Annotated in this window: 24 protein-coding genes; 11 read left to right on the top strand and 13 right to left on the bottom strand. The window is 58.8% G+C overall.

Annotated features, from left to right (window positions below; translation table 11 throughout):
- Positions 1 to 108 precede the first annotated feature (108 nt).
- The gene (locus tag BN1115_RS01100) at positions 109 to 288 is read left to right on the top strand and encodes a hypothetical protein (protein ID WP_042655691.1); all 180 of its coding nucleotides are present in this window, start codon (positions 109 to 111) and stop codon (positions 286 to 288) included.
- Between the two features lie 71 nt (positions 289 to 359).
- On the opposite strand, the gene lpdA is transcribed toward BN1115_RS01100, so the two are convergent.
- The 5 genes from lpdA to ampD all read right to left on the bottom strand — a co-directional run bounded on the left by lpdA (position 360) and on the right by ampD (position 8,311).
- Complete coding sequence (lpdA, locus tag BN1115_RS01095; protein ID WP_042655690.1) at positions 360 to 1,787, bottom strand: dihydrolipoyl dehydrogenase; 1,428 nt, start codon at positions 1,785 to 1,787, stop codon at positions 360 to 362.
- Between the two features lie 161 nt (positions 1,788 to 1,948).
- Positions 1,949 to 3,832: a pyruvate dehydrogenase complex dihydrolipoyllysine-residue acetyltransferase gene (aceF, locus tag BN1115_RS01090; protein WP_042655689.1), complete on the bottom strand. Its 1,884-nt coding sequence runs from the start codon at positions 3,830 to 3,832 to the stop codon at positions 1,949 to 1,951.
- A 120-nt stretch (positions 3,833 to 3,952) separates the two neighbouring features.
- On the bottom strand, positions 3,953 to 6,613 hold the full coding sequence (gene aceE / locus BN1115_RS01085) for a pyruvate dehydrogenase (acetyl-transferring), homodimeric type (protein ID WP_042655688.1): 2,661 nt from the start codon (positions 6,611 to 6,613) through the stop codon (positions 3,953 to 3,955).
- A gap of 79 nt (positions 6,614 to 6,692) precedes the next feature.
- Entirely contained in the window at positions 6,693 to 7,457 is a 765-nt protein-coding gene (pdhR, locus tag BN1115_RS01080) for a pyruvate dehydrogenase complex transcriptional repressor PdhR (protein WP_042655687.1), read from the bottom strand.
- A 278-nt stretch (positions 7,458 to 7,735) separates the two neighbouring features.
- Positions 7,736 to 8,311, bottom strand: a complete 576-nt coding sequence (gene ampD / locus BN1115_RS01075; RefSeq protein WP_042655686.1) for a 1,6-anhydro-N-acetylmuramyl-L-alanine amidase AmpD — start codon at positions 8,309 to 8,311, stop codon at positions 7,736 to 7,738.
- On the opposite strand from ampD, the gene BN1115_RS22930 reads away from it, so the two are divergent.
- The 10 genes from BN1115_RS22930 to yacG all read left to right on the top strand — a co-directional run bounded on the left by BN1115_RS22930 (position 8,310) and on the right by yacG (position 16,173).
- A complete protein-coding gene (locus BN1115_RS22930; protein ID WP_410489775.1) occupies positions 8,310 to 8,408 on the top strand; it encodes a PsiF family protein in 99 nt (32 codons plus the stop codon). The genes ampD and BN1115_RS22930 overlap by 2 nt on opposite strands.
- 33 nt (positions 8,409 to 8,441) lie before the next feature.
- Positions 8,442 to 8,912: a retropepsin-like aspartic protease family protein gene (locus tag BN1115_RS01070; protein ID WP_042655685.1), complete on the top strand. Its 471-nt coding sequence runs from the start codon at positions 8,442 to 8,444 to the stop codon at positions 8,910 to 8,912.
- Between the two features lie 3 nt (positions 8,913 to 8,915).
- Complete coding sequence (gene nadC / locus BN1115_RS01065; RefSeq protein WP_042655684.1) at positions 8,916 to 9,779, top strand: carboxylating nicotinate-nucleotide diphosphorylase; 864 nt, start codon at positions 8,916 to 8,918, stop codon at positions 9,777 to 9,779.
- A 315-nt stretch (positions 9,780 to 10,094) separates the two neighbouring features.
- Positions 10,095 to 10,538 carry a pilin gene (locus BN1115_RS01060; RefSeq protein WP_425247338.1) on the top strand — a complete coding sequence of 148 codons (444 nt, stop codon included), beginning with the start codon at positions 10,095 to 10,097 and terminating at the stop codon, positions 10,536 to 10,538.
- A 3-nt stretch (positions 10,539 to 10,541) separates the two neighbouring features.
- On the top strand, positions 10,542 to 12,248 hold the full coding sequence (gene tapB / locus BN1115_RS01055; RefSeq protein WP_042655683.1) for a PilB family type IVa pilus assembly ATPase TapB: 1,707 nt from the start codon (positions 10,542 to 10,544) through the stop codon (positions 12,246 to 12,248).
- Positions 12,249 to 12,402: 154 nt separating this feature from the next.
- Positions 12,403 to 13,644: a type II secretion system F family protein gene (locus BN1115_RS01050; protein ID WP_042655682.1), complete on the top strand. Its 1,242-nt coding sequence runs from the start codon at positions 12,403 to 12,405 to the stop codon at positions 13,642 to 13,644.
- A 61-nt stretch (positions 13,645 to 13,705) separates the two neighbouring features.
- Entirely contained in the window at positions 13,706 to 14,578 is an 873-nt protein-coding gene (locus tag BN1115_RS01045; RefSeq protein ID WP_042655681.1) for a prepilin peptidase, read from the top strand.
- A gap of 13 nt (positions 14,579 to 14,591) precedes the next feature.
- On the top strand, positions 14,592 to 15,206 hold the full coding sequence (gene coaE / locus BN1115_RS01040) for a dephospho-CoA kinase (protein WP_042655680.1): 615 nt from the start codon (positions 14,592 to 14,594) through the stop codon (positions 15,204 to 15,206).
- Between the two features lie 37 nt (positions 15,207 to 15,243).
- Complete coding sequence (gene zapD, locus BN1115_RS01035; protein ID WP_042058692.1) at positions 15,244 to 15,966, top strand: cell division protein ZapD; 723 nt, start codon at positions 15,244 to 15,246, stop codon at positions 15,964 to 15,966.
- 12 nt (positions 15,967 to 15,978) lie between these two features.
- Positions 15,979 to 16,173, top strand: coding sequence for a DNA gyrase inhibitor YacG (yacG, locus tag BN1115_RS01030; protein ID WP_033138127.1), 195 nt, complete (start codon positions 15,979 to 15,981; stop codon positions 16,171 to 16,173).
- A 77-nt stretch (positions 16,174 to 16,250) separates the two neighbouring features.
- Here yacG and mutT read toward each other — a convergent pair whose 3' ends face one another.
- The 8 genes from mutT to murC all read right to left on the bottom strand — a co-directional run bounded on the left by mutT (position 16,251) and on the right by murC (position 26,425).
- Complete coding sequence (gene mutT, locus BN1115_RS01025; RefSeq protein WP_042655679.1) at positions 16,251 to 16,655, bottom strand: 8-oxo-dGTP diphosphatase MutT; 405 nt, start codon at positions 16,653 to 16,655, stop codon at positions 16,251 to 16,253.
- 185 nt (positions 16,656 to 16,840) lie between these two features.
- On the bottom strand, positions 16,841 to 19,561 hold the full coding sequence (gene secA, locus BN1115_RS01020; RefSeq protein ID WP_042655678.1) for a preprotein translocase subunit SecA: 2,721 nt from the start codon (positions 19,559 to 19,561) through the stop codon (positions 16,841 to 16,843).
- A gap of 58 nt (positions 19,562 to 19,619) precedes the next feature.
- Positions 19,620 to 20,525 carry a M23 family metallopeptidase gene (locus BN1115_RS01015; protein WP_042058684.1) on the bottom strand — a complete coding sequence of 302 codons (906 nt, stop codon included), beginning with the start codon at positions 20,523 to 20,525 and terminating at the stop codon, positions 19,620 to 19,622.
- A gap of 140 nt (positions 20,526 to 20,665) precedes the next feature.
- Positions 20,666 to 21,589 (bottom strand): UDP-3-O-acyl-N-acetylglucosamine deacetylase, encoded by a 924-nt coding sequence (lpxC, locus tag BN1115_RS01010; protein WP_005336146.1) that lies wholly within the window; start codon positions 21,587 to 21,589, stop codon positions 20,666 to 20,668.
- 99 nt (positions 21,590 to 21,688) lie between these two features.
- The gene (gene ftsZ, locus BN1115_RS01005) at positions 21,689 to 22,840 is read right to left on the bottom strand and encodes a cell division protein FtsZ (RefSeq protein WP_005336147.1); all 1,152 of its coding nucleotides are present in this window, start codon (positions 22,838 to 22,840) and stop codon (positions 21,689 to 21,691) included.
- A 39-nt stretch (positions 22,841 to 22,879) separates the two neighbouring features.
- Positions 22,880 to 24,139, bottom strand: a complete 1,260-nt coding sequence (gene ftsA, locus BN1115_RS01000) for a cell division protein FtsA (protein ID WP_005336148.1) — start codon at positions 24,137 to 24,139, stop codon at positions 22,880 to 22,882.
- A complete protein-coding gene (locus BN1115_RS00995) occupies positions 24,120 to 24,872 on the bottom strand; it encodes a cell division protein FtsQ/DivIB (RefSeq protein ID WP_042655677.1) in 753 nt (250 codons plus the stop codon). Before BN1115_RS00995 ends, ftsA begins: the two co-directional genes overlap by 20 nt.
- Before the next feature lie 98 nt (positions 24,873 to 24,970).
- Positions 24,971 to 26,425: a UDP-N-acetylmuramate--L-alanine ligase gene (gene murC, locus BN1115_RS00990; RefSeq protein WP_042655676.1), complete on the bottom strand. Its 1,455-nt coding sequence runs from the start codon at positions 26,423 to 26,425 to the stop codon at positions 24,971 to 24,973.
- Between the last annotated feature and the right edge of the window lie 71 nt (positions 26,426 to 26,496).

Below are 26,496 nucleotides of genomic sequence, written 5' to 3'. Positions count from 1 at the left end.
CTGCGGCGCCCTCTGTCATAGCCACGGCAAACGGTGACGCACGGCCATTGAAACGCCGTTATGCGGCTCTCGAAATGCCTCATAATCAGGGAAATATGAGGAGGAGTTATGGGCAAGCTGATCGTAATGATATTGCTGGGGGGAGTGCTCAGCGCCTGCAGCAGCGGGCCGGTACGGGTACACGGGGCGGATGTCAGCGTGGACGATACCCGGATCCGGGTCAGTGACGGCAGTGGTGGCTATGGCACCTTCTGCCCGCCGGGGCAGGCCAAGAAGGGGCGCTGCTAACCGGACTCCGAAGGCCAGATAGCAAAAAGCCGCTCATTCGAGCGGCTTTTTTATCCAAGCTGAGAAGAAAATTACTTTTTCTTCTTGGCCTTGGCGTTCGGCAGGTCGGTGATGGAGCCTTCGAACACTTCGGCAGCCAGACCCACAGACTCGTGCAGAGTCGGGTGAGCGTGGATGGTCAGCGCGATATCTTCGGCGTCCGCACCCATCTCGATGGCCAGACCGATTTCACCCAGCAGTTCACCACCGTTGGTACCGACGATAGCACCCCCGATGACGCGGCCGCTCTCCTTGTCGAAGATCAGCTTGGTCATACCGTCAGAGCAGTCGGAGGCGATGGCGCGACCGGAAGCAGCCCACGGGAAGGTGGCGACTTCGAAGTTCAGACCTTGTTGCTTGGCCTCTTTCTCGGTCAGACCGACCCATGCCATCTCTGGCTCGGTGTAGGCGATGGACGGGATCACTTTCGGGTCGAAGTAGTGCTTCTTGCCAGCGATCACTTCGGCAGCGACGTGACCTTCGTGCACACCTTTGTGCGCCAGCATCGGCTGACCCACGATGTCACCGATGGCATGGATGTGCGCCACGTTGGTACGCAGCTGCTTGTCCACCTCGATGAAACCGCGCTCGGTCACGGCAACGCCAGCCTTCTCTGCATCCAGCATCTTGCCGTTCGGCACACGACCTACGGCAACCAGCACGTTGTCGTAACGAACCGGCTCGGCCGGTGCGTGCTTGCCTTCGTAGGAGACGTACAGGCCGTCTTCACGAGCTTCAACTGCAGTGACCTTGGTCTCCAGCATGATGTTGAACTTCTTGGCCACACGCTTGGTGTAGATCTTGACGATGTCTTTGTCAGCAGCCGGAACCAGCTGGTCGGCAAATTCCACCACGTCGATCTCGGAACCCAGAGAGGAGTAAACGGTACCCATCTCCAGACCGATGATGCCGCCACCGATAACCAGCAGTTTGCCAGGAACGGTTGTCAGCTCCAGCGCATCGGTAGAGTCCCATACGCGCGGGTCATCGTGGGGGATGAACGGCAGCTTCACCGGACGGGAACCGGCGGCGATGATGGCGTTGTCGAAGGTAACGGTGGTCTTGCCCTCTTCGCCGGTCACTTCCAGGGTGTTCGGGCCGGTAAATTTACCGAAGCCGTTAACAACCTGAACTTTACGCATCTTGGCCATGCCAGCCAGACCGCCGGTCAGCTGGTTGATAACCTTCTCTTTCCACAGGCGGATCTTGTCGATGTCGGTCTTGGGTTCGCCGAAGACGATGCCGTGCTCGGCCAGCGCCTTGGCTTCTTCAATCACTTTGGCGACGTGCAGCAGCGCCTTGGAGGGGATGCAGCCCACGTTCAGACAGACGCCACCCAGGGTGGAGTAACGCTCGACGATAATAGTATCCAGACCCAGATCGGCTGCACGGAAAGCAGCGGAATAACCGGCAGGGCCAGCACCCAGTACTACGACCTGGGTTTTGATTTCTTTACTCATCATGACCTCTTTGTCGTTCTTATATCCCCGGACAGCGCAGTCTTATGCCTTCTTTTCGTTGTAAAACAAGGCGGCTGCAGCCGTGAAAAAACGGGGCAAGTTTACGATCATGTTAATGAAATGAGAAGTAAAAAGGGCAGGCTCTGGGCCCGCCCTCTCACTTACAGGACCAGTCGACGAATGTCGGACAGCACGCCGTTCATGGTGGTGATGAAGCGAGCCCCATCGGCACCATCAATCACGCGGTGGTCGTAGCTCAGAGCCAGCGGCAGCATCAGGCGTGGCGCGAACTCCTTACCGTTCCACTTCGGCTTCATCTCGGACTTGGAGACACCGAGGATGGCCACTTCCGGCGCGTTGACGATCGGGGTAAAGCTGGTACCGCCGATGCCACCCAGGCTGGAGATGGTGAAGCAACCGCCTTGCATGTCGGCAGCGGTCAGCTTGCCGGCACGAGCCTTCTTGGAGATCTCGGCCAGATCGCGAGACAGCTCCATGATGCCCTTCTTGTTAACATCGCGTACCACGGGCACAACCAGACCGTTGGGGGTATCCACCGCCACACCGATATGGATGTACTTCTTCATGATCAGCTTGCTGCCATCTTCGGACAGGGAGCTGCAGAAGCGCGGGTGAGCTTCCAGCGCCTTGGCGGCGGCTTTCAGGATGAACACCAGCGGGGTGATCTTCACGTCCGACTTCTGCTTCTCGAGCATCGCGTTCTGCTCTTTGCGGAACGCTTCCAGCTCGGTGGTATCGGCTTCGTCGAACTGGGTGACATGAGGGATCATGACCCAGTTGCGGTGCAGGTTCGGACCGGAGATCTTCTGGATGCGGGTCAGATCGACCTCTTCCACATCACCGAACTTGCTGAAATCGACCTTCGGCCACGCCAGCACGCTCATGCCGTTGCCAGTGCCGGTACCGGCAGCCGCTGCAGACTCGGCGCGCTTGATGGCATCCTTCACGTAGGCTTGCACGTCTTCTTTGACGATGCGGCCCTTGCGACCGGAGGCTTTTACCTTGGCCAGGTTGACGCCAAACTCGCGCGCCAGACGGCGTACTGCCGGGGAAGCGTGCACGTAAGCGTCGTTGGCAACGAAATCGGTCGCAGCGGCAGCAGCCTGGGCAACCGGAGCCGGAGCCGCGGCAACAGGGGCAGCGGCGACCGGAGCGGCAGCTTGAGCAACCGGCGCGGCGGCAGGAGCAGCGCCAGCCACTTCGAAGACCATGATCAGGGAACCGGTGGAGACCTTGTCACCCGCCTTCACCTTGATCTCTTTGACCACACCGGCGAACGGCGCAGGCACTTCCATGGAGGCCTTGTCACCTTCCACGGCGATCAGGGACTGGTCGGCTTCAACCTTGTCACCCACGGCAACCATGATCTCGGTTACTTCCACTTCGTCACCACCGATATCCGGTACGTTGACCTCTTTGGCAGCAGCGGCAACCGGGGCAGCAGCCACGGGCGCGGCGGCTTGAGCCGGAGCAGCAACGGCAGCAGGCGCAGCGCCAGCCACTTCAAAGACCATCACCAGAGAACCGGTAGAAACCTTGGCGCCAGCGGCAACCTTGATTTCGACCACGCGACCGGCGAACGGTGCCGGTACTTCCATGGAGGCCTTGTCACCTTCCACGGCGATAATGGACTGGTCGGCTTCTACCATGTCGCCCACGGCAACCATGATTTCAGTCACGTCCACTTCGTCGTCACCGATGTCCGGTACGTGCACATCTTTGCGCACGGCAGCGGCAGGTGCGGCGGCCGGAGCAGCAACCGGTGCGGCAACTTCTGCAGGAGCAGCAGCGCCTTCGGCTTCGAAGATCATGATCTGGGAACCGGTGGCAACCTTGTCGCCCACCTTGATCAGGATCTCTTTAACGATACCGGCAGACGGAGCCGGTACTTCCATGGAGGCCTTGTCGCCTTCTACCGCGATGATGGACTGGTCCAGCTCGACCTTGTCCCCCACGGCCACCATGATCTCGGTGACTTCAACTTCATCGGCGCCGATATCCGGCACCATAATCTGTTTGGACATTGTGCTTTATCCTCTTGCGTGCATCCGCGTGACTGGCTGACCGCCCTCACGCGTATCTCGCGTTAACCGTTTTAAACCCTGGCAAGGTCGCGCCGCATGACGGCGCGACCCTTGATCCTCTTACGCGTACAGCGGGTTGACCTTGTCGGCATCGATGCCGTACTTGGCGATGGCGTCGGCCACAACCTGCTTGTCAATTTCGCCGCGCTTGGCCAGTTCGGTCAGGGCAGCAACCACCACGTAGAATTCGTTCACTTCGAAGTGACGACGCAGGTTGGCACGGCTGTCGGAACGACCGTAACCATCGGTACCCAGCACACGGTAGTTCTCGGTCGGAACGAAGGCGCGAACCTGATCGGCGAAGGACTTCATGTAGTCGGTCGCAGCGATGGTGGCTTCGGAACCCAGTACCTGAGCGATGTAGGGAACACGCGCCTCAGAGGTCGGGTGCAGCATGTTCCAACGATCGGCGTCCTGACCGTCACGGGCCAGCTCGTTGAAGGAGGTTACGCTGAACACATCGGAACCGATACCGTACTCGCTGGCCAGGATCTGGGCAGCAGTGCGCACGTGACCCAGGATGGAGCCACAACCCAGCAGCTGAACTTTCGCCTTGGCACCGGCTACGGATTCCAGCTTGTAGATACCCTTGCGGATGCCTTCCTCGGCGCCTTCCGGCATGGCCGGCATGGCATAGTTCTCGTTCAGGGTGGTGATGTAGTAGAACACGTTCTCCGGGTTCTCACCGTACATGCGGCGCAGGCCGTCCTGTACGATCACCGCCACTTCATAGGCGTAGGACGGGTCGTAGGAGATACAGTTCGGGATGGTGTTGGCCAGGATGTGGCTGTGACCATCTTCGTGCTGCAGACCTTCGCCGTTCAGGGTAGTACGACCGGAGGTCGCACCCAGCAGGAAGCCACGGGCTTGCTGGTCACCTGCTGCCCACGCCATGTCGCCAATCCGCTGGAAGCCGAACATGGAGTAGTAGATGTAGAACGGGATCATCGGGCAATCGTTGGTGCTGTAAGAGGTCGCAGCAGCCAGCCAGGAGGACATGGCACCCAGCTCGTTGATACCGTCTTGCAGAACCTGACCCTGCTTGTCTTCCTTGTAGTAGGAGACGATGTCGCGGTCTTGCGGGGTGTATTGCTGACCGTGCGGGCTGTAGATACCGATCTGGCGGAACAGACCTTCCATACCGAAGGTACGGGCTTCGTCAGCCAGGATCGGCACGATGCGCTTGCCGATGGACTTGTCTTTCAGCATCACGTTCAGGGAACGCACGAACGCCATGGTGGTGGAGATTTCGCGCGCCTGCTCGCCCAGCAGCGGACCGAAGGCATCCAGTGCCGGGATTTCCAGCTTGGTGGTGCTTTCGCGCAGACGGGTCGGCAGATAGCCTTTCAGGGCGGCGCGACGGTCGTGCAGGTATTTGTGCTCGGCAGAACCGGCTTCGATCTTCAGGTAAGGCAGATCGGCCAGCTGCTCGTCGGCCACCGGCAGGTTGAAGCGGTCACGCAGGTGACGCACGGAGTCCAGCTCCATCTTCTTGACCTGGTGAGCGATGTTCTTGCCTTCAGCCGCTTCACCCATGCCGTAACCCTTGATGGTCTTGGCCAGAATAACGGTCGGCTTGCCCTTGGTCTGGGTCGCCTTGTTGAACGCAGCGAACAGTTTGCGAGGATCGTGACCACCGCGGTTCAGCGCGAAAATTTCCTCGTCGGTCATGTCTTTGACCAGCGCGGCAGTTTCCGGATAACGGTTGAAGAAGTGCTCGCGGATGTAGCCACCGTCGCGGGACTTCATGGTCTGGTAGTCACCATCCACGGTCTCGTTCATCAGCTGGATCAGCTTGCCGGAGGTGTCTTTCTTCAGCAGCTCATCCCACTTGCGACCCCAGATGACCTTGGTGACATCCCAGCCGGCGCCAGCGAACAGGCCTTCCAGCTCGTTGATGACCTTGCCGTTACCGACAACCGGACCATCCAGACGCTGCAGGTTGCAGTTGACCACGAATACCAGGTTGTCGAGCTTTTCACGCACGGCAACGGTCAGGGCACCTTTGGCTTCCGGCTCGTCCATCTCGCCGTCACCCAGGAAGGCGTAAACGGTCTGCTCGGAGCAATCCTTGATACCACGGTCGGTCAGGTACTTCAGGAAGCGAGCCTGATAGATGGCGGCGATGGGGCCAAGACCCATGGATACGGTCGGGAACTGCCAGAAGTCCGGCATCAGTTTTGGGTGCGGATAGGAAGGGATACCCTTGCCGTCCACTTCCTGACGGAAGTTGTCCAGCTGCTCTTCGGTCAGACGACCTTCAGCGAAGGCGCGAGCATAGATGCCCGGGGAGATGTGACCCTGGAAGTAAACCAGATCGCCACCATCCTTCTCGTTGCGAGCACGGAAGAAGTGGTTGAAGCAGACATCATAGATGGTCGCAGAAGAAGCGAAGGAAGACATGTGACCACCCAGGTCCAGGTCTTTCTTGGACGCGCGCAGCACGATCATCATGGCGTTCCAGCGGATGATGGCGCGAATGCGGCGCTCCATCTCCAGGTCGCCCGGGTAGTCCGGCTCGTCGCTGGACGGGATGGTGTTGATGTAATCGCGATTTGCCTTGGCAGCCACGTCCACACCGCTTACGCGGGCTTTCTCGGCCAACTGTTCAAGGATGAACTGAGCGCGTTGCGGACCCTCTTCACGCAGCAGGGATTCCAGAGAGGCAAGCCACTCCAGCGTTTCTATCGGGTCCACATCGTTCTTCAGGATATCAGACATGGCTGGTTCCTATTTTGTTGTGATTGCACGGCATTGCACGGCGAAAGGCGCAAGCATTCGACAATAAAGCCTTGTGGGATTAGTTTTCCTGCTGACGGATCCGACGCATGGATCGCTGGATCCGGCTGTCTTCCCTCTGCATATCCAACAAGGTGTCCTCGATAAAGGCCAGATGCTCATGACAAGCTGTTCTGGCCCGCTCCGGAGCCCCCGAAAGAATAGCCTCGATCAGATTCGCGCGATGGCGACGTATCTTGGCTACCACTCCCGGGCGGCGATTCAAAATCTCGTTATTCTGCAGAATGTTCTGCTCGAGCATCGGGCTCATGGCCCGCAGCAGGTGCAGCAGCACCACGTTGTGGGACGCCTCGGCCACCGCCAGATAGAACTGGGTCACGGCTGCCGATTCGGCCACCAGCGAGCCCGACAGGCCCGCCTCTTCGATGGCGGTTTGCACCTGACGAATGCGCTCGAAATCAGACCCGGTTCCCCGCAAGGCCGCGTAGTAGGCACAGATGCCTTCCAGCGCATGGCGAAACTCCAGCAGGTCATACCGGGCTTCCGGGTGGGTACTGAGCAGTTCGAACAGGGGATCGGCCATCCCCTTGCTCAGGGCATTCTGCACGTAAGTGCCGCCGCCCTGACGGCGATAAAGCAACCCGCGCGCTTCCAGCCGCTGGATGGCTTCGCGCAGAGAGGGGCGCGATACCTGAAACTGGATGGCGAGTTCCCGCTCGGGAGGCAATTTCTGCCCCGGCTGCAGGCTGCCTTCCAGAATCATCTGTTCCAGCTCGGCGACAATGGAGTCGGCCAACTTGGGTTGCGTAATCTTGCGATAGGGCATGAGGCTACTTTGTTAAATTGGTATTACCAATTTCATGGATGGGGCGAAAATTAGCAGAGCCCTTTTGAAAAGTCCACCCAAAAGATGATCTGAGTCAAGAATCACCCCCACCACTTAAGGGGTAAAACAGGGCAAACATGATTTAGCTCATAGAAAATGGTCTGACCAATATTCTTGACGGCGCTCACAAATAACATTTGCGCAACCGGAGACAAAAATGGCCTGCCAAATAGGCAAGCCATTGATTTTAAAATCCAAACTAAATTTGAATAATTACTTTAGCTGTTTAGCAGCTGCCGGTAGTAATCCCACTGAAAACTGGCTCCGGGATCCGTCTTGCGCCCTGGCGCGATGTCACAATGGCCGACAATTTTTTCATGGGTGATGGCCGGATAGCGCTCTGAGATGGCTCGAGTGAGCCCCACCAGCGCCCGGTACTGGGCCTCGGTATAGGGGGTCTCGTCAGTCCCTTCCAGCTCGATACCGATGGAGAAGTCATTACACGCCTCTCGCCCCTGCCAGCTCGATACTCCTGCATGCCAGGCCCGCGCGCCGAACGGCACATATTGCACCAGCTCGCCATCGCGGCGGATCAGGCAGTGGGCCGAGACCCGCAGCTGATGAATACCGGCAAAATAGGGGTGAGCATCAGGGTCGAGCCGCCCCATAAAGAGATCGTCGATAAAGGGGCCACCAAACTCCCCCGGCGGCAGACTGATGCCATGCACCACCAGCAGGGAGATATCGTCCGGCGTGGCACGTTCGTTGTGATGCGGGGAAGGCACCCGGCGCGCCTTCTGGCACCAGCCAGCGGCATCGATAGAAAAACAAGGTTGCGAAGCGAGTTGAGTCATCGGCTACTCGAGTTGGCTGATTAATGGCGAAAAGATGAAGAGATGTAATAAACAAGCCAGCACCAACTCACTGAATCAACGGGAAATGGTATGTTAGGCTGAGTCATCTTTCGCTCGATATGGATGGGTTATGCAGCACACGGCACGCTGGATGTGGTTACTGGCCTGGCTCTCTCTGATGGGCCTGCTGACCCTCTACTTCCACTCCCGCTCACAACCGGGCGTCACCGCTAGCGGCGAGCTGCTGCTGCGGGCCGACCAGAGCGGCCACTATCGTCTGGAGGGTGCCATCAACGGTCAGCCGGTGCAACTGCTGCTCGATACCGGTGCCACCCGCATCACCATCCCGCTGCAGGTTGCCGAGCGACTCGGACTGACCGCTCATGGCAGCAGCCAGGTCAATACCGCCGCGGGGCAGATCCGGGTCGGCAACGGCACCATCGAAACGCTGGCGATGGGGCCATTGACCTTGTACGATCTGGCGATCTTTATCAATCCGGCGGCAGACGGTGACGAAGTGCTGGTTGGCATGAACGCCCTCGGTCGGCTGGAGCTGGTTCAAAAGGAGCGGCAACTGCTGCTCAGACCCTTGCAGGAATAAGGCATGTTTCAACAGGATGTCAGCCGCGCCGTGCGCGCCGCACTACTCGAAGATCTGGGCGATGCCCTCACCACGCTGGACCAACCGGACGCCAGCGCCGATATCACCGCCCAGCTGATCCCGGCCGACCGGATGGCCAGTGCCCGAGTTATTACCCGTGAAGCGGGTGTGTTCTGCGGCCAGCCCTGGGTGGATGAAGTGTTCACCCAACTGGGCGGCGACGTGAAGGTGGAGTGGAAGGTGCAGGATGGCGAAGTGCTCTCCCCCAATCAGGAGCTGTTCCGCCTCCATGGCCCTGCCCGCCTGCTGCTGACCGGCGAGCGCAATGCGCTGAACTTTGTCCAGACCCTCTCCGGCGTCGCCACCCTCACCGCCCGCTATGTGGCTGAACTGGAAGGCACCGACTGCCGTCTGCTCGATACCCGCAAGACCATTCCAGGCCTGCGCACCGCCCAGAAGTACGCGGTCACCTGCGGCGGCGGCAAGAATCACCGCATCGGTCTCTATGACGCCTACCTCATCAAAGAGAACCACATCCTCGCCTGTGGCGGCATTGCCGAAGCGATTAATGAAGCTCGCCGGCTCAATCCGGGCAAACCAGTCGAAGTGGAAGTGGAAACGCTGGCAGAGCTGGAACAGGCGCTGGCGGCAAAGGCCGATATCGTGATGCTGGATAACTTCGACGTGACCATGATGCGGGAAGCGGTTGCCATCAATCAGGGTCGCGCCAAGCTGGAAGTCTCCGGCAATGTGACGCTGGACACCCTGGCTGAATTTGCCGCCACCGGCGTCGATTTTATCTCGGTCGGGGCGCTCACCAAGCATGTGCGGGCGCTCGATCTCTCCATGCGTTTTATCCAGCAGTGAGATTCCCCCCACAGGCTTGAGCAAACACTCGATATAACCGGATAAACAACTTGCAAAAGGCGCCATAGGCGCCTTTTCTTTAAGCAGGATCCCTCGGCAAAGGAGTGTGATGACGGACCCGCTTCCCCCCATAAAAAAGAGTCGTTAGAAGCCTCTTATTTTATGATTTATATCATGTTTTTGGTAAATGATAGAAAAGTGGTTAACAAAGACAGCAATCTCTGTTGCCACCCCTGACAGCTCGGATAAGATACTGACGTGCGGATGATTTTCCACCGACACTTCCCAGGAACCAAGGATAAAAGGATATTTTCCATGAACAGCGAAATGAAGAAACAATCGGGTTTTACCCTTATTGAACTGATGATCGTGGTCGCGATCGTGGCCATTCTGGCGGCCATCGCGCTACCGGCGTATCAGACCTACACGAAAAAAGCGAAATTCACCGAAGTAATCACAGCGACAGGTCCATTTAAAACCGCTATCGAAATTTGCTATCAAACGAAGAACGATATGCAAGTTTGCGATGCTGAAAAAGTAAATGGCATTCCTCCCGTCGCTTCCGCAGCTGGCGGATTAGTTACTTCTGTAGCCTTAACCGCTGCTACAGCTGCAACTGGCCCAGTGAAAATCACAGTGACAGGTACTGCCGATGTAGACAGCAAAAATTATATCTTAGAAGGAAACGCTTCAGGCGGACGCGTCACGTGGGAAGGGCCAGCGTCAGGGTCAACTTGCAGTGCTGTAGGTTTTTGCTAACGCATGACCTCTAGCCCTAATAGCGGCCTGGCGTTAAGCCTGGCCGCCTCTTCACTGATCAGTGAAGAGGACTCCCAGCGCTATCTGAGCCAAGCCAAGGCCCAGCGCAAACCCTTTGTGACCTTTCTGATAGAGAACAGCATTCTCGACAGCAAGGCATTGGCCGATTTTTGCGAGCTGGAGTATGGGGTACCTCTGCTGGATCTTGCCGCCTTCGATTTGGCCGAGATCCCGCAGAAGTTCCTCAATCAAAAGCTGATCGACAAGCACCACGTGCTGCCCATTTACACCCAGGGCCACACCCTCTATATCGCCATGTCGGATCCGACCAATGTGTCGGCACTGGAGGATTTCGGCTTCAGCTTCGGGCTCCATACCGAGGCGCTGCTGGTAGAGGAGAACAAGCTCACCGCCGCCATCGCCAAGCTGCTGGAGAGCGAGAACGACGCCCTCGGCATGGAGGAGATCGACGAGTCGGAGATCTCCGAGCTGGAAGTCTCGGATGAAAACTCCCGGCTCGATGAAAGCGTCAATACCGCCGATGACGATGCCCCCATCGTCAAGTACATCAACAAGATCATGATGGATGCCATCAAGCGCGGCGCCTCCGACCTGCACTTCGAACCCTACGAGTTCAAGTATCGGGTCCGCTTTCGTATCGACGGCATCCTGCACGAGATCGCCACCCCGCCGGTCAATCTGGCCAACCGCTTCTCCGCCCGCCTCAAGGTCATGGCACGGCTCGATATCGCCGAGCGGCGGCTGCCGCAGGATGGCCGCATCAAGCTGAAGCTGTCGCGCAACAAGTCGATGGATATGCGGGTCAACACCCTGCCCACGATGTGGGGGGAGAAGATCGTGATCCGTCTGCTCGACTCCTCCGCTGCGCGGCTCAATATCGAGCAACTCGGCTTTGATGACCGGCAGAAGGCGCAATATCTGCGTGCCCTCTCCAAGCCGCAAGGGATGATCCTGGTAACCGGCCCCACCGGCTCGGGTAAAACCGTCTCGCTCTATACCGGCCTCAATATTCTCAATACCACCGAGGTGAACATCTCAACCGCCGAAGATCCGGTAGAGATCAACCTGCCCGGCGTCAACCAGGTGCAGGTCAACCCCAAGGCGGGACTCACCTTTGCCAGCGCCCTGCGCTCCTTCTTGCGGCAAGACCCGGACGTGGTGATGGTGGGTGAGATCCGCGATCTCGAAACCGCCGAAATCGCCATCAAGGCGGCGCAGACCGGTCACTTGGTGCTCTCCACCCTGCACACCAACTCCGCCGCCGAGACCCTGACCCGGATGATGAACATGGGGGTGCCGGCCTTCAACATCGCCTCCTCGGTGACCCTGATCATGGCCCAGCGGCTGGCCCGAAAACTGTGCGACCACTGCAAGGCGCCGGAGGTGGTGCCGGAAGCCGAACTGCTGGAGCTGGGTTTTACCCCGCAGCAGTTAGCTGCCGGATTGCGACTGTTCAAACCGGTCGGGTGCAAGGAGTGTTCTGGCGGCTACAAAGGACGGGTCGGCATTTACGAAATCATGTTGATGTCGGAGAACATCGCCAAATTGATCATGCAGGGGGCCAACTCGCTGCAAATCGCGGCGATTGCCCAAAAAGAGGGGATGCGGACTCTGCGTACCTCGGGGCTGGAGAAGGCCCGGCTCGGAGTCACCAGTCTGGCCGAGGTCAACCGGGTTACCACCAACTAATTCGCGTGGCGAAGCAGTCGCCGCTAATACTCGGTGCGTAGGTTCGATTAGCATGGCGTAATCGGACATTCGCGCAGGGAAACAGGATTAACGCTACGTCATCGGACGTTTGTGTCATAAGGGCTGGCGCCCGACCCAATTGCAGGATGCAAAGATGGCAACCCTAACCAAGAAGAACAATGCCCCCAAGAAAGTCTTCGCCTTCCGCTGGCACGGGGTAAACCGCAAGGGGCAGAAGGTCTCCGGCGAGCTGCAGGCCGACAGTATCAACACCGTCAAGGCCGAACTGCGCAAGCAGGGGGTCAACGTCACCAAGGTGGCCAAGAAATCCCAGGGGCTCTTCTCCAAGGGTGGCGCCAAGATCAAACCGATGGATATCGCCATCGTCTCCCGCCAGATCACCACCATGCTCTCCGCTGGCGTGCCACTGGTGCAGAGCCTGCAGATCATCGCCCGCAGCCACGAGAAGGCCGCCATGCGCGAACTGATGGGTCAGATTGCCGCCGATGTGGAGACCGGCACCCCCATGTCGGAGGCGCTGCGCCGTCATCCCCGCTACTTTGACGATCTCTACTGCGATCTGGTGGAAGCTGGCGAGCAATCCGGTGCGCTGGAGACCATCTACGATCGTATCGCCACTTACCGGGAGAAATCGGAAGCACTCAAGTCGAAGATCAAGAAGGCGATGTTCTACCCCACCATGGTCATTCTGGTGGCCATCGTGGTGACCTCCATCCTGCTGCTGTTCGTCATTCCGCAGTTCGAGGATATCTTCAAGAGCTTCGGCGCCGAACTGCCGGTGTTCACCCAGTTTGTCATCGGCATCTCGCGCTTTATGCAGAACTGGTGGTATGTCTTCTTTGGTGGCACGGCCCTTGGCATCTTCCTCTACGTGCGGGCTTGGCGGGCCTCCCAAAAGGTGAGAGACAACACCGACAAGTTTGTCCTCACCATTCCGGTGGTCGGGATGATCCTGCACAAGGCGGCGATGGCCCGCTTTGCCCGCACTCTGTCGACTACCTTCTCCGCCGGTATCCCGCTGGTGGATGCGCTGATTTCGGCGGCTGGCGCCTCCGGCAACTATGTCTATCGCACCGCGGTCATGGCCATCCGCAACGAGGTGGTGGCAGGCATGCAGATCAACGTGGCGATGCGTACCGTCGATCTCTTCCCCGACATGGTGATCCAGATGGTGATGATCGGTGAGGAGTCCGGTGCCATCGATGATATGCTCTCCAAGGTCGCCACCATCTTCGAACAGGAGGTGGATGATCTGGTCGATGGCCTTACCAGCCTGCTGGAACCCCTCATCATGGTGGTACTCGGAGTGCTGGTCGGCGGCATGGTTATTGCCATGTACCTGCCCATCTTCAAGCTTGGCGACGTGGTAGGCTGATTCATCAGGGCATGGCACCACCACCATGCCCTCCCCCTCATTTAATGACTGACGGTTGGTTATGACACTTCTTCTCGAGCTGGCTCACGGCTTGCCCTGGCTCTACTTCTCTCTGGTTTTTCTCTTCTCCCTGATGATCGGCAGTTTCCTTAACGTGGTGATCCATCGCCTGCCCATCATGCTGGAGCTGGAGTGGCAGGCCGAATATCGCAGCTACTTCGCCCCCGATGAGGAGGCCACTGCGCCAGAGCGCTACAACCTGATGGTACCGCGCTCCGCATGCCCTCACTGTGGTCACGCCATCACAGCTCTCGAAAACATCCCGCTGCTGAGCTGGCTCTGGCTCAAAGGGCGTTGCCGCGACTGTCAGGCGCCGATCTCGGCCCGCTATCCGCTGGTGGAACTGCTAACCGCCCTGCTCTCGGTGGCTGTTGCTATGGTGATTACACCGGGATGGGGCACGCTGGCCGCCCTGCTGCTGACCTGGGTACTGGTGGCCCTCACCTTCATCGATCTCGACAAGATGTTGCTGCCAGACCAGCTCACCTTGCCACTGCTGTGGGGCGGGCTGCTGTTCAATCTGGCAGGTGGTTTCGTGCCGCTGGCTGATGCCGTGATTGGCGCCATGGCTGGCTATCTGGTGCTCTGGAGCCTCTACTGGGCCTTCAAGCTGCTCACTGGCAAGGAGGGGATGGGCTATGGCGACTTCAAGCTGCTGGCAGCCCTCGGCGCCTGGCTCGGTTGGCAGGCGCTGCCCATTATTTTGCTGCTCTCATCCCTGGTCGGCGCGGTGATCGGCATCAGCCTGATCGCCTTGCACAAACACCATCAGGGCAAGCCCATCCCCTTCGGCCCCTACCTCGCCATCGCGGGCTGGATCGCGCTGCTATGGGGCGATACCATCACCCGCTGGTATCTCTCTACCCTGCTTTGAGCAAGAGGCCCCCATGTATGTAGTTGCTATCACCGGTGGTATCGGCAGCGGCAAGACCACTATCGCCAATCAGTTTGCCGCGCTGGGTATCGAGGTGGTGGATGCCGATGTGATCGCCCGCGAAGTGGTCGAGCCGGGCACCCCGGCTCTTGCCGCCATCGCCGACCAGTTTGGCCCGGATGTAATTGATCCGAGCGGTCGACTCGATCGTCGCGCTCTGCGCGAGCGGGTCTTCAGCGACCCACAGGCCAAAGAGTGGCTCAATGCCCTGCTCCACCCGCTGATTCGCAGCGAAATGCTGCGCCAGTGTGCCGCAGCCAGTTCACCTTACTGCCTGCTGGTGGTGCCGCTGCTGGTGGAGAACAAACTTACCGGCCTCGCCAATCGGGTGCTGGTGATCGATGTGGATGAAGCCACCCAGATTGAGCGTACCTGCCGCCGGGATGGGGTATCGGCCGAGCAGGCCAAGGCCATCATCGCCGCCCAGGCGAGCCGGTTGGAGCGCCTTGCCGCGGCGGATGATGTCATCGAAAACCACAATGGCAGCGAAATGGCGATTAAAACGCGGATTTTGGCGCTGCACGAGACATATCTGGCAATTGCCTCTCAACAAGCCCGCCAAGTGTGAGTACACTAGGCCGGTTTATGGCTGGCCAGGATTAGGCATGATTTACGATTTTCCCCTCAATGAAAAAAGCCGGACCTATCTTCGTCTGGAGTCCCTGTTTTCCCAGATCCGCGACAATCTGGAGAGTGAACAATCCTGGGCACATATCGCCTTCTTCAAGGGGCTGTTCGATCTGCAGGAGTTGCTGGAGCGTGGTGACCTGCGCGCCGACCTCATCAAGGATCTGGAGCGTCTCGGCCAGCGTCTGAGCCACTGGGCCAGCCTGCCCGATGTCGATCTGGAGCAGATCAAGCAGATGCAGCAAGAGAGCAGTCAGCTCTCCCGCAACCTGCTCAATTCGCCACGCCCGGGTGCCCGCCTGAAAGAGGATCGCCTGCTCGGTTCCATCCGCCAGCGCTTCTCCATCCCCGGTGGCCTGTGTGCCTTCGATGTGCCGCAGCTGCACCACTGGCTCGGTACTCCAGCCATCACCCGTCACCAGCAGATGCAGGGCTGGCTGAGCGACATCAACCTGCTGATGAATGCCATCACCCTGTTGCTGCGCCTGTGGCGCGAATCAGGCAGTTTCAGTGAGCAGGTTGCCAGCAACGGTTTCTTCCAGGACACCGCCGAGAGCGCCGAGCTTATCCGCATCAAGCTGCCGGGCAATCTGTTCTGCTACCCGACCCTGAGCGGCCACAAGAACCGCTTCGCCCTGCGCTTTCTGCCCACCGCAGAACAGCCGATTGGCGATGTGACGTTCCAGCTCGCCTGCTGCTAAGGAGACATCCTGATGGTCACCAAGGTCAAATGCCCGACTTGCCAAACCGAGCTGGAGTGGGGCCCGCAGAGTCCGTTTCGCCCCTTCTGCAGCAAGCGCTGCCAGCTGATCGATCTCGGCGAATGGGCCGATGAAGAGAAGCGCATTCCTGGGGAGATCAATCCGGATCTGCTGCCGGAGCCGGAAGAGGGCGATCAGTGGCTATAAGCCCGTGGTCACTCACCTCTGCAATATGAAAAAAGGGCCGACGGGCCCTTTTTTGATGCTTGTTGGTTGCTATCGGATCACGCCAGCAGGCCCTGTAGCCGCGCCACAATCGGGCCATTGGCATCGGGGAAGTGGTAGTTGTGCAGCTCTGCCACCGGCACCCACAGACACTCTTGCCCCTCCTTGCCGAACGGTTCGCCGCTGAAACGGGTCACCTTCCAGATATCCAGCAACACCTGCTTCTCGGGGTAGTCGTGCTGCAACTCCATGAAGGGAGTGCAATCCTGCACCCGGATGCCGATCTCTTCCCACAGCTCTCTGTCCAGCGCGGTGAGCAGATCCTCGCCCGACTCCACCTTGCCACCAGGAAACTCCCAGCGATCCCCCTGATGGCGATCGGAGGAGCGTCTGGCGATGAAGATATCGCCCCGTTCATTCTCGATGACGCCAACCGCCACCCAGATCCGCTTTTTCTGTTCCATCTTGTTACCTTTGTACACTATGCATGACCGCGCCGTTCGATGCGCCCAACCTCCGGCTGGGTGAGCGGCCGATGATGCCTGATATCCGATTTCCCTTCGCCAAGTGGCGCCACCACAGTGACTTCGCCACTATCTGACAAAAACAAGGCGGGCACCGGGCCCGCCTTGTCATGGCACTGCGTCGATCAGGTCAACTGACCGTGGCAATGCTTGTACTTCTTGCCGGAGCCGCACGGGCAGGGATCGTTGCGGCCGATCTTCTGCTCATCGCGCACGAAGGTGGTGTGACCCTCTTCGCCTGCGGCCTCTTCATCGGCCAGCTGGCTCTCTGCGGCGGCGTGAGTGTAGGTACGGGGAGCGGCTTCAGCCTGCTGGCGCTGCTGCTCTTCCATCGCTTCCACATCGCGCTCCTGGACCTGAACACGGCTCAGGATGCTGACCACGTCGCGCTTGAGGGTTTCCAGCATCTGGGTGAACAGATCGAAAGATTCGCGCTTGTACTCCTGCTTGGGGTTCTTCTGGGCGTAACCGCGCAGATGGATGCCCTGACGCAGGTGATCCATGGCCGCCAGATGCTCTTTCCACAGACCATCCAGAGTTTGCAGCATCACCGCTTTCTCGAAGTTGCGCAGCACCTCTTTGCCAACCAGCTCTTCCTTGTGGGCATAGAGCTTGGTGGCTTCGTCCAGAATGCGCTCGCGCAGCTTCTCTTCATACAGCTTGTCATCTTCCGCCAGCCACTGTTGCAGCGGCAGATCCAGCGCGAAGTCGGCTTTCAGGCGTGCTTCCAGACCCGGCACATCCCACATCTCTTCCAGAGACTGGGGCGGAATGTACTCGTCGATCACCGCGCCGTACACGTCGTCACGGATAACGTGGATGGTCTCGGAGATGTCGTTGGTATCCAGCAGTTCGTTGCGCTGCTCGTAGACCACCTTGCGCTGGTCGTTGGCAACGTCATCAAACTCCAGCAAGCTCTTGCGGATGTCGAAGTTGCGACCTTCCACCTTGCGCTGGGCGTTTTCGATCGCCTTGGTGACCCACGGGTGCTCGATGGCTTCGCCCTCTTCCATGCCCAGCTTCTTCATCATGCCGGTCACGCGATCGGAGGCGAAGATCCGCATCAGGGTATCTTCCATGGAGAGGTAGAAACGGGAGGAACCCGGGTCTCCCTGACGACCGGAGCGGCCGCGCAGCTGGTTGTCGATACGACGGGATTCGTGACGCTCGGTACCGATAATGTGCAGACCACCGGCGGCCAGCACCTCATCGTGACGCACCTGCCAGGCGGCTTTCAGCTCGGCAATCTGCTCGCTGGTCGGGTTCTCCAGCTTGGCAATCTCTGCCTGCCAGTTGCCGCCCAGCACGATGTCGGTACCACGACCGGCCATGTTGGTGGCGATGGTGACCGCACCAATCTGGCCAGCCTGAGCGACGATCTCCGCTTCCATGGCGTGGAACTTGGCGTTCAGTACCTTGTGCGGAATGTTCTCCTTGGTCAGGATGCCGGAGAGCAGCTCGGAGTTCTCGATGGAGACGGTACCCACCAGCACCGGCTGACCACGGGAAACGCAACCACGGATATCTTCGACGATAGCGGCATACTTCTCGTTGGCGGTCAGGTAGACCAGATCGCCCATGTCCTTGCGCACCATCGGCTTGTTGGTCGGGATAACCACGGTATCCAGGCCATAAATCTGCTGGAATTCAAAGGCTTCGGTATCTGCAGTACCGGTCATCCCCGCCAGCTTGTTGTAGAGACGGAAGTAGTTCTGGAAGGTGATGGAGGCCAGCGTCTGGTTCTCGTTCTGGATCTTCACCCCTTCCTTCGCTTCAACAGCCTGATGCAGACCATCGGACCAGCGACGACCCGGCATGGTACGACCGGTGTGCTCGTCGACAATGACGATCTCGTCCTTCTGGACGATGTAGTCCACGTTGCGCTCGAACAGGGTGTGAGCACGCAGACCCGCATTGACGTGGTGCAACAGGCTGATGTTGGAGGCAGAGAACAGCGAGTCGTTCTCGTCCAGCAGCCCCTCTTTCTTGAGCAGCTCTTCCACGAAGATCTGGCCGTTTTCAGTCAGCAGTGCCTGACGGTTCTTCTCGTCCACCGTGTAGTGACCGTCGCCGGTGTACTCTTCGGTGTCTTCCTTGTCCTGCTTGACCAGCAGCGGGATCAGCTTGTTGACGCGAATATAGAGTTCTGAGCTGTCTTCGGCCGGGCCGGAGATGATCAGCGGAGTACGGGCTTCATCGATAAGCACCGAATCCACCTCATCCACCAGCGCGTAGTTGAGCGGACGCTGGACGCGCTGCTCCGGCGAGAACGCCATGTTGTCGCGCAGGTAGTCAAAACCGAATTCGTTGTTGGTACCGTAGGTGATGTCGGCGGCGTAGGCGTCACGCTTCTGGGACGCATCCATGCCGGGCACGTTGCAATCGACGGTCATGCCGAGGAAGGCAAACAGCGGACGGTTCGCTTCCGCATCACGCTTGGCCAGGTAGTCGTTCACGGTTACCACGTGCACGCCACGGCCACTCAGGGCATTCAGGTAAGCTGGCAGAGTTGCGGTCAGGGTCTTACCTTCACCGGTCTTCATTTCCGCGATGCGGTTGGAGTTCAGCACCATGCCGCCGATCAGCTGCACGTCGAAGTGACGCATACCGAACACCCGCTTGGAGGCTTCACGCACGGTCGCGAACGCTTCCGGCAGCAACTGCTCCAGGGTTTCACCCTGCTCGATACGCTGACGGTATTCGGCCGTTTTGGCCTGCAACTCGGCATCGGACAGAGCCTCGAACTGCGGCTCCATGGCATTGATCTGTTTTACAATTTTGCGCAAAGCCTTGAGCGTTCTGTCGTTCCGGCTGCCGATAATCTTGGTAAGCAGTGTGCTAATCATGGGTACCAACTATTTCTGGTTATAAAAGCGTTCCGTCACTGGAACTGAAGAAAAAAACCTAACCCCGGCTGGCACTGAGAAAGCGTGCGGGGTTGACCTGACGACCGTCTTTCAACACTTCGTAATGCAGATGGACCCCGGTCGCGCGACCGGTACGTCCCATCAAGGCAATCTTCTGACCCTGATCAACCAGGGTGCCCACCTCGACCAGCAACCTGGAGTTGTGGGCATAGCGGGTGACCAGGCCATTGCCGTGATTAATCTCCACCATATTGCCAAATTCCGGATGACGGCCCGCCCAGCTGACAATGCCGGGCCCGGTGGCCAGAATCGGGGTTCCGGGTTTGCCACGGAAATCGACCCCTTTGTGCATCTTGGCACGCCCGTTGAACGGATCGACCCGTCCACCAAACCCGGACGAGACCCAAACTCGCTCCTGTTTGACTGGCGTGCCGGAAATAAAACCGGCATCGGTGATATGGTGATTCATGATGAAAGATTCAAGTACCGACAGCTGCTCTTCGCGGCTGCTGAGCTGCTGGCTGAGGTGTTTCATCGAGGCTTGCAGCTCGTTGAGGCTCACTTCCAGATCTTCATCATAAGAAGGGCCACCCATCGGGGGCAGCTCTTTGAAATTGAACTCGTCGGGATCGAGATCTGCCTGCTCGGTCAATCGTTCGCCGAGGGCATTGAGACGGCCAAGCTGGCCCTGCATGGTGCCCACCTGAGCAGCCAGCATTGCCAACTGTTCACGGGCTTCGTCGCCACTCTGGTCGACGGACTGTTGTTCGGCAACGGCAAGCGCCACTTCCAGCGCCTCCATTTTCTGGTGCCAGCTCTGCCAGAGCCAACCACCACCTAGAGCCAACAGGGAGAAGAGAATACCGCCGACCCAGGCCAGACGTTGTTTGGGCAGGTGCAACTTGCGTCGCTGCTTGCCGTGGAGGATCAGGGTAATGCTCATAGAACTAAGTCTGCTCGGTCAGGTGCGGCCAGGAGCCTGCACGGGAAATAAAACCGGGAGATAATCGGTATTAAAGGATGGAGTAAACAAATGACGGAACGTCGGTGCGGAGAGAGGACCGACGTTCCGTTGCACAGCTATCAGGCCAGAACCAGACCGTTATCGTAGTAAGCGATAGGCGCTTTGTCGCCCTCACCCTCGAAGGTCACCAGTTCCCAAGCCTCCTGCTCGGCCAGCAAGGCACGCAGCAGCTTGTTGTTCAGGGCATGTCCGGTCTTGTAGGCACGGAATTCACCGATGATGCTGCGGTTACACATATAGAGGTCACCGATCGCATCCAGCATCTTGTGCTTCACGAACTCGTCCTCATAACGCAAACCGTCTTCGTTCAGCACCCGATAGTCGTCCAGTACCACGGCGTTTTCCAGGCTTCCGCCCAGCGCCAGGTTCTGGGAACGCAGGTACTCGATATCACGCATGAACCCGAAAGTACGGGCGCGGCTGATCTCTTTCACGAAGGAGGCACCGGAGAAGTCCAGTACGCAACGCTGATTGCGCCCTTCAAACACCGGATGCTGGAAATCGATCTCGAGATCCATCTTGAAGCCGTTGCGATAGGGGTGGAATTCCGCCCACTTGTCGCCGTCTTCAACCCGGATGCTCTTCTTGATCCGCACAAACTGCTTGGCAGCATTCTGCTCACGGATCCCGACTTCCTGCAGCAGGTAGATAAAGGGGTGCGCACTGCCGTCCATCACCGGGATCTCGGGCGCGTCAACCTCGACATAGAGGTTGTCGATCCCCATCCCGGCCAGCGCGGCAGAGAGGTGCTCAATAGTAGAGACACGGACACCGGCTTCGTTAACCAGAGCGGTACAGAGCACGGTATCGCGCACCTGATCGGCATTGGCTGGCAGCTCCACCACAGGATTCAGGTCGGTACGCAAGTAAACGATCCCTGTGTTCACAGGCGCCGGACGGAACGTCATGGTGACTTTCCGGCCCGAATGCAGGCCGACACCAGTCGCCTGTACACTCGTTTTCAAGGTTCTTTGTCTAATCATGGGTGTACCCTAAACAGCTTAAAATCCGGACCAGATGGTCGTTGGCAGGCCATCTTAGCACATTCCTTGAACAACAAACAAACAAGAGCCATAAGAGCCTTAGTCGGCTTGCTTGCGCAGGAACGCCGGAATATCCAGGTAATCCGGTTCGCGACGAGCTTGCGGCTCGGCGTTGACCACCTTGGCCGGGGCTTCGTCCATCACACGGCCTTGCATCATGTCGCTGACCAGCGGCTGACGCACCGGGCGCTCTTGCACCTGGCTGCTCTTGACCAGAGTGATGTCCGGCTTGCGCTCGGCACCGATACCGGTCGCAACCACGGTCACACGCAGTTCGTCGTGCATTTCCGGGTCGATTACGGTACCAACAACAACGGTAGCGTTCTCGGAAGCAAAGGCCTTGACCGCGTTACCCACGGTTTCGAACTCTTCGATGGTCATGTCCATGCCTGCGGTGATGTTGACCAGGATGCCACGGGCACCGGCCAGATCCACGTCTTCCAGCAGCGGGCTGGAGATGGCTTTCTCGGCCGCTTCTTCGGCACGGTCATCACCGGAGGCGGAACCGGTACCCATCATGGCGGTACCCATTTCACGCATCACGGTACGCACGTCCGCGAAGTCGACGTTGATCAAGCCCGGACGGGTGATCAGCTCGGCAATGCCCTGTACCGCGCCAAGCAGCACATCGTTGGCCGCCTTGAAGGCGTCCAGCAGGGAGATACCGCGACCCAGCACCTTCAGCAACTTGTCGTTGGGGATGGTGATCAGGGAGTCGACGTTCTTGGAGAGCTCTTCGATACCGTGCGCGGCGAAGCCCATCCGCTTCTTCCCTTCAAAGGAGAACGGCTTGGTGACCACGGCAACGGTCAGGATGCCCATCTCGCGTGCCACTTCGGCTACGATCGGCGCAGCACCGGTACCGGTACCACCGCCCATACCGGCGGCGATGAACACCATGTCGGAACCGGTCAGCAGCTCACGCAGCGCTTCGCGATCTTCCATGGCCGCATCACGACCCACTTCCGGATTGGCGCCGGCACCCAGACCCTTGGTGATGCCACCGCCGATCTGCAGGGTAGTGTTGGCGCTGGAGTTACGCAGTGCCTGGGCGTCGGTGTTGACGGTAATGAACTCAACACCCTCAATATTTTGACGAACCATGTGTTCGACAGCGTTACCGCCGCCGCCACCTACACCGATCACTTTAATGACGGCTTCGTCAGTGTGGCTATCCATAAATTCAAACATGTTGTCTCTCCGCTTTATTTGCCTGACTCAGCAAAATTCTTAGAACTCGCCACGCAGCCAGTTGCTAACCCGTTTGACCAGGCCACCGACGCTTGCCTTGGCGGCATATTCTTTGTTGCTACCTGTGGCTTGATGGGTGCGGCCATATTGCAGCAACCCGACCGCAGTCGAGTACACCGGTGCCTGCACGTAATCACTCAAACCACGTATGTTCATGGGCTCTCCCACCCGGACCTGGCTCTGGAAGATCTGCTCTGCACACTCCACAATGCCTTCAATCTGGGCAGCGCCGCCGGTCAAGACCACACCGGCTGCCAGCTGATGCTTGACCCCCTGCGCTTTCAACTCGCTCTGTACCCGCACCAGCTCATCATTCACCATGGAGAGCAACTCGGTGTAACGGGGCTCAATCACTTCAGCCAGTGTCTGCCGTTGCAGGCTGCGCGCCGGACGACCGCCGACACTGGGTACTTCAATATTGTCTTCCTTGCTGACCAGACGGCCGAGGGCGCAGCCGTAGCGCACCTTGATCGCTTCCGCGTCGAGCGGCGGCGTGCCGAAGGCGTAGGCGATATCGCTGGTCACAGTGCTGCCAGCGTACGGGATCACCTTGGTGTGGCGCAGGGCACCGCCGGTAAACAGCGACATGTCCATGGTACCGCCACCGATGTCCACCACGCAGACACCCAGCTCTTTCTCGTCTTCGGTCAACACGGCATAGCTGGAGGCCAGCGCGGAGAAGATCAGTTGATCCACGCGCAAGCCGACCTTCTCCACACATTTCTCAATGTTGCGAGCCATGTCGTTGTGGCAGGTGATCAGGTGAACCTTGGCCGCCATCCGTACACCGGAGAGGCCAACCGGATTCTTGATCCCTTCCTGATAATCGATGGCAAACTCCTGAGGCAGCACATGCAGCACGCGCAGCTCGTCGGAGAGGCGAACCGACTTGGCGGTGTGGATCACGTTGTCCACATCCTCCTGGGTCACCTCTTCATCGGAGATGGGCACCATACCGGTCTCATTGCGGCAGTCAATATGCTTGCCGGACAAACCCAGATAAACCGAGCTGATCTGGCAGTCGGCCATCATCTCGGCCTCTTCCACCGCGCGGCGCAGTGACTTGACCACGGAGTCGAGGTCATTGACCCCGCCCTTCTCCATTCCGCGGGAAGCGTGACTGCCCATACCGATGACGTTCAGTTCACCGTCCGGCAATACTTCCCCGACCAGAACCGCCACCTTGGTTGTGCCGATATCCAGTCCGACAATCAAATTCCTATCTGCGGTGTTGGTCATGCACTTTCTCTTCGCTCTTCTTCCAGCCAACTGCCATTCCGGTGTCGTATCGAAGATCCACGTAGGCTACTTGCGCACGGGGTTCGATAACCGGGAAGGCATCGATAAACCGCTGCAACCGGAGCGCAATGTCATTGCGTCCCAGGAACAGCTTGATATTGCCATCCAGGGTCAGTTCCCAGGCATGGCGTGGGGTCAGATTCACCCCCAGCAACTTGTATCCCTTGGCAGCCAGTTGCGACTCGTACTGCCGACTCTCTTTCAACACCCGGGCGGCCTGGTCATCCGGCCCTGACAGCTGCAACAGCGGCGTCTTGACCCGATCCGGGGCACTGAACACCGTGCCCCTGGTGTTGACGAAGCGGTTACCATTCCAGCGCGCCGCCACATCTTGTTCCGTGAGGTAGATCTTGATCTTGTTCGGCCACTTCTTTCGTACCGAGACCTGAGCTACCCATGGCAGGGCATTGAGCCGTGCCTGCAATTCGTTGACGTCCAATTCGAAGAAGTTGCGCAGCTCGGCGCCATCCAGCACGGCCATCCGCAGCTCTTCGGTTTGCAAATACTGATGTTGCCCCTGCAGCAACAACTCGCTCATGGGCAACCGGTTGGCATCTGTCAGCCAACCTTTAACGTCCAGCGCCGTCCGGTAGCAGCCCCATATCACCAGCAGGAAAAACACTACACCTGCGATGAAGCCACCCTTGGTGCGCCCCTGTGCCCTTGCCTCCACCCGATCGTTCCCCGTGTAACGCGCTAATCCGGCCTTTTGACAGACCGGTTCGCCATTATATAGGCCCCGGCTTGGCGGTCAAAATACTCATTGGGCCCTCAGGCGCCAGATTTCATGCTATCTATGCTCAATTTCATCTCTCCGAGACGACGGGCAAGCGCCCCGACGTTCCCGGCGCCTTGAGTCAGCACCAAATCCCCCTCGCCGATCAGGTCGGCCAGCACGGCTGGCACGTCATCTGGCGTGGCGACGAAGATGGGTTCAAGGTTGCCGCGCGAGCGAATGGAGCGGCACAGCGCCCGTCCATCTGCGCCCGGGATCGGCTCCTCACCGGCAGCATAAACCTCCAGCATCACCAGCACGTCTACCTTGGAGAGCACATCGGCGAAGTCCTCGTAGAGGTCGCGAGTGCGGGTATAACGGTGCGGCTGGAACACCATCACCAGACGTTTCTCGGGCCAACCGGCACGGGCGGCGTTGATGGTGACCTTCACTTCACTCGGATGGTGACCGTAATCATCCACCAGCATCGCCTTGCCGCGACCGGTCTCAAACTCGCCATACTGCTGGAAGCGACGACCGACCCCTTCAAATTTGGCCAGCGCACGGATGATGGCCTCATCGCTGACCCCGTCCTCGGTCGCGACAGCTATCGCCGCTGCGGCGTTCAATGCGTTGTGAATACCCGGCAAATTGAGGGTGACCTGCAGTTCACCCGCCTCTTTGCGGCGAACCCGGAAGCAGCTGTGGTTGGTGGTCTGGACAAAATCCAGCACCTGCACGTCGGCATCGTCAGAGAGACCGTAGGTCAGCGTCGGGCGGGCAATCTCGGGCAACATGCCACGGATCACCGGATCATCGATGCAGACCACCGCCAGTCCGTAGAAAGGCAGATTGTGCAGAAACTCGATGAAGGTGGCCTTCAGCTTGGAGAAGTCACCGCCGTAGGTGTCCATGTGATCCGCTTCGATGTTGGTCACGATAGAGACCATCGGTTGCAGATGCAGGAAGGAGGCGTCGCTCTCGTCCGCCTCGGCAATCAGATAGCGGCTGCTGCCCAGACGGGCATTGGTGCCGGCACTGTTGAGCAGACCACCGATGACGAAGGTCGGGTCACGGTCGGCTTCGGCATAGATGCTCGCCACCAGACTGGTGGTGGTGGTCTTGCCGTGAGTACCGGCAATGGCGATGCCGTGACGAAAACGCATCAGCTCGGCCAGCATCTCGGCACGGCGCACGACCGGGATCCGCAGTTCGCGGGCAGCCAGCAGCTCCGGATTGTCCTGCTTGATGGCGGTAGAGACCACCACCACGCTGGCACCCTCGACGTGTTCGGCACTGTGACCGACGAAGATATGCGCGCCCAGTCCGGCCAACCGTTCGGTCACGGCGTTGCGAGCCAGATCAGAACCCGTTACCTGATACCCTTCGTTGGCAAGCACTTCGGCGATCCCGCCCATACCGGCACCACCGATGCCGATAAAGTGGATGCGACGCACGCGGCGCATTTCGGGGATCACAGTACGCAGTTTTGCCAGTTCAACCTTGGTCATAATCGTCTCTTTAGTCTGCCGCAGGCCATGTGCCGTCATAACGCGGCTGCACGGCGGCATCAATACATACA

It is taken from the genome of Aeromonas allosaccharophila (assembly GCF_000819685.1).
Taxonomy (GTDB): domain Bacteria; phylum Pseudomonadota; class Gammaproteobacteria; order Enterobacterales; family Aeromonadaceae; genus Aeromonas; species Aeromonas allosaccharophila.
This window is presented reverse-complemented; position numbering and strand designations above follow the sequence as displayed.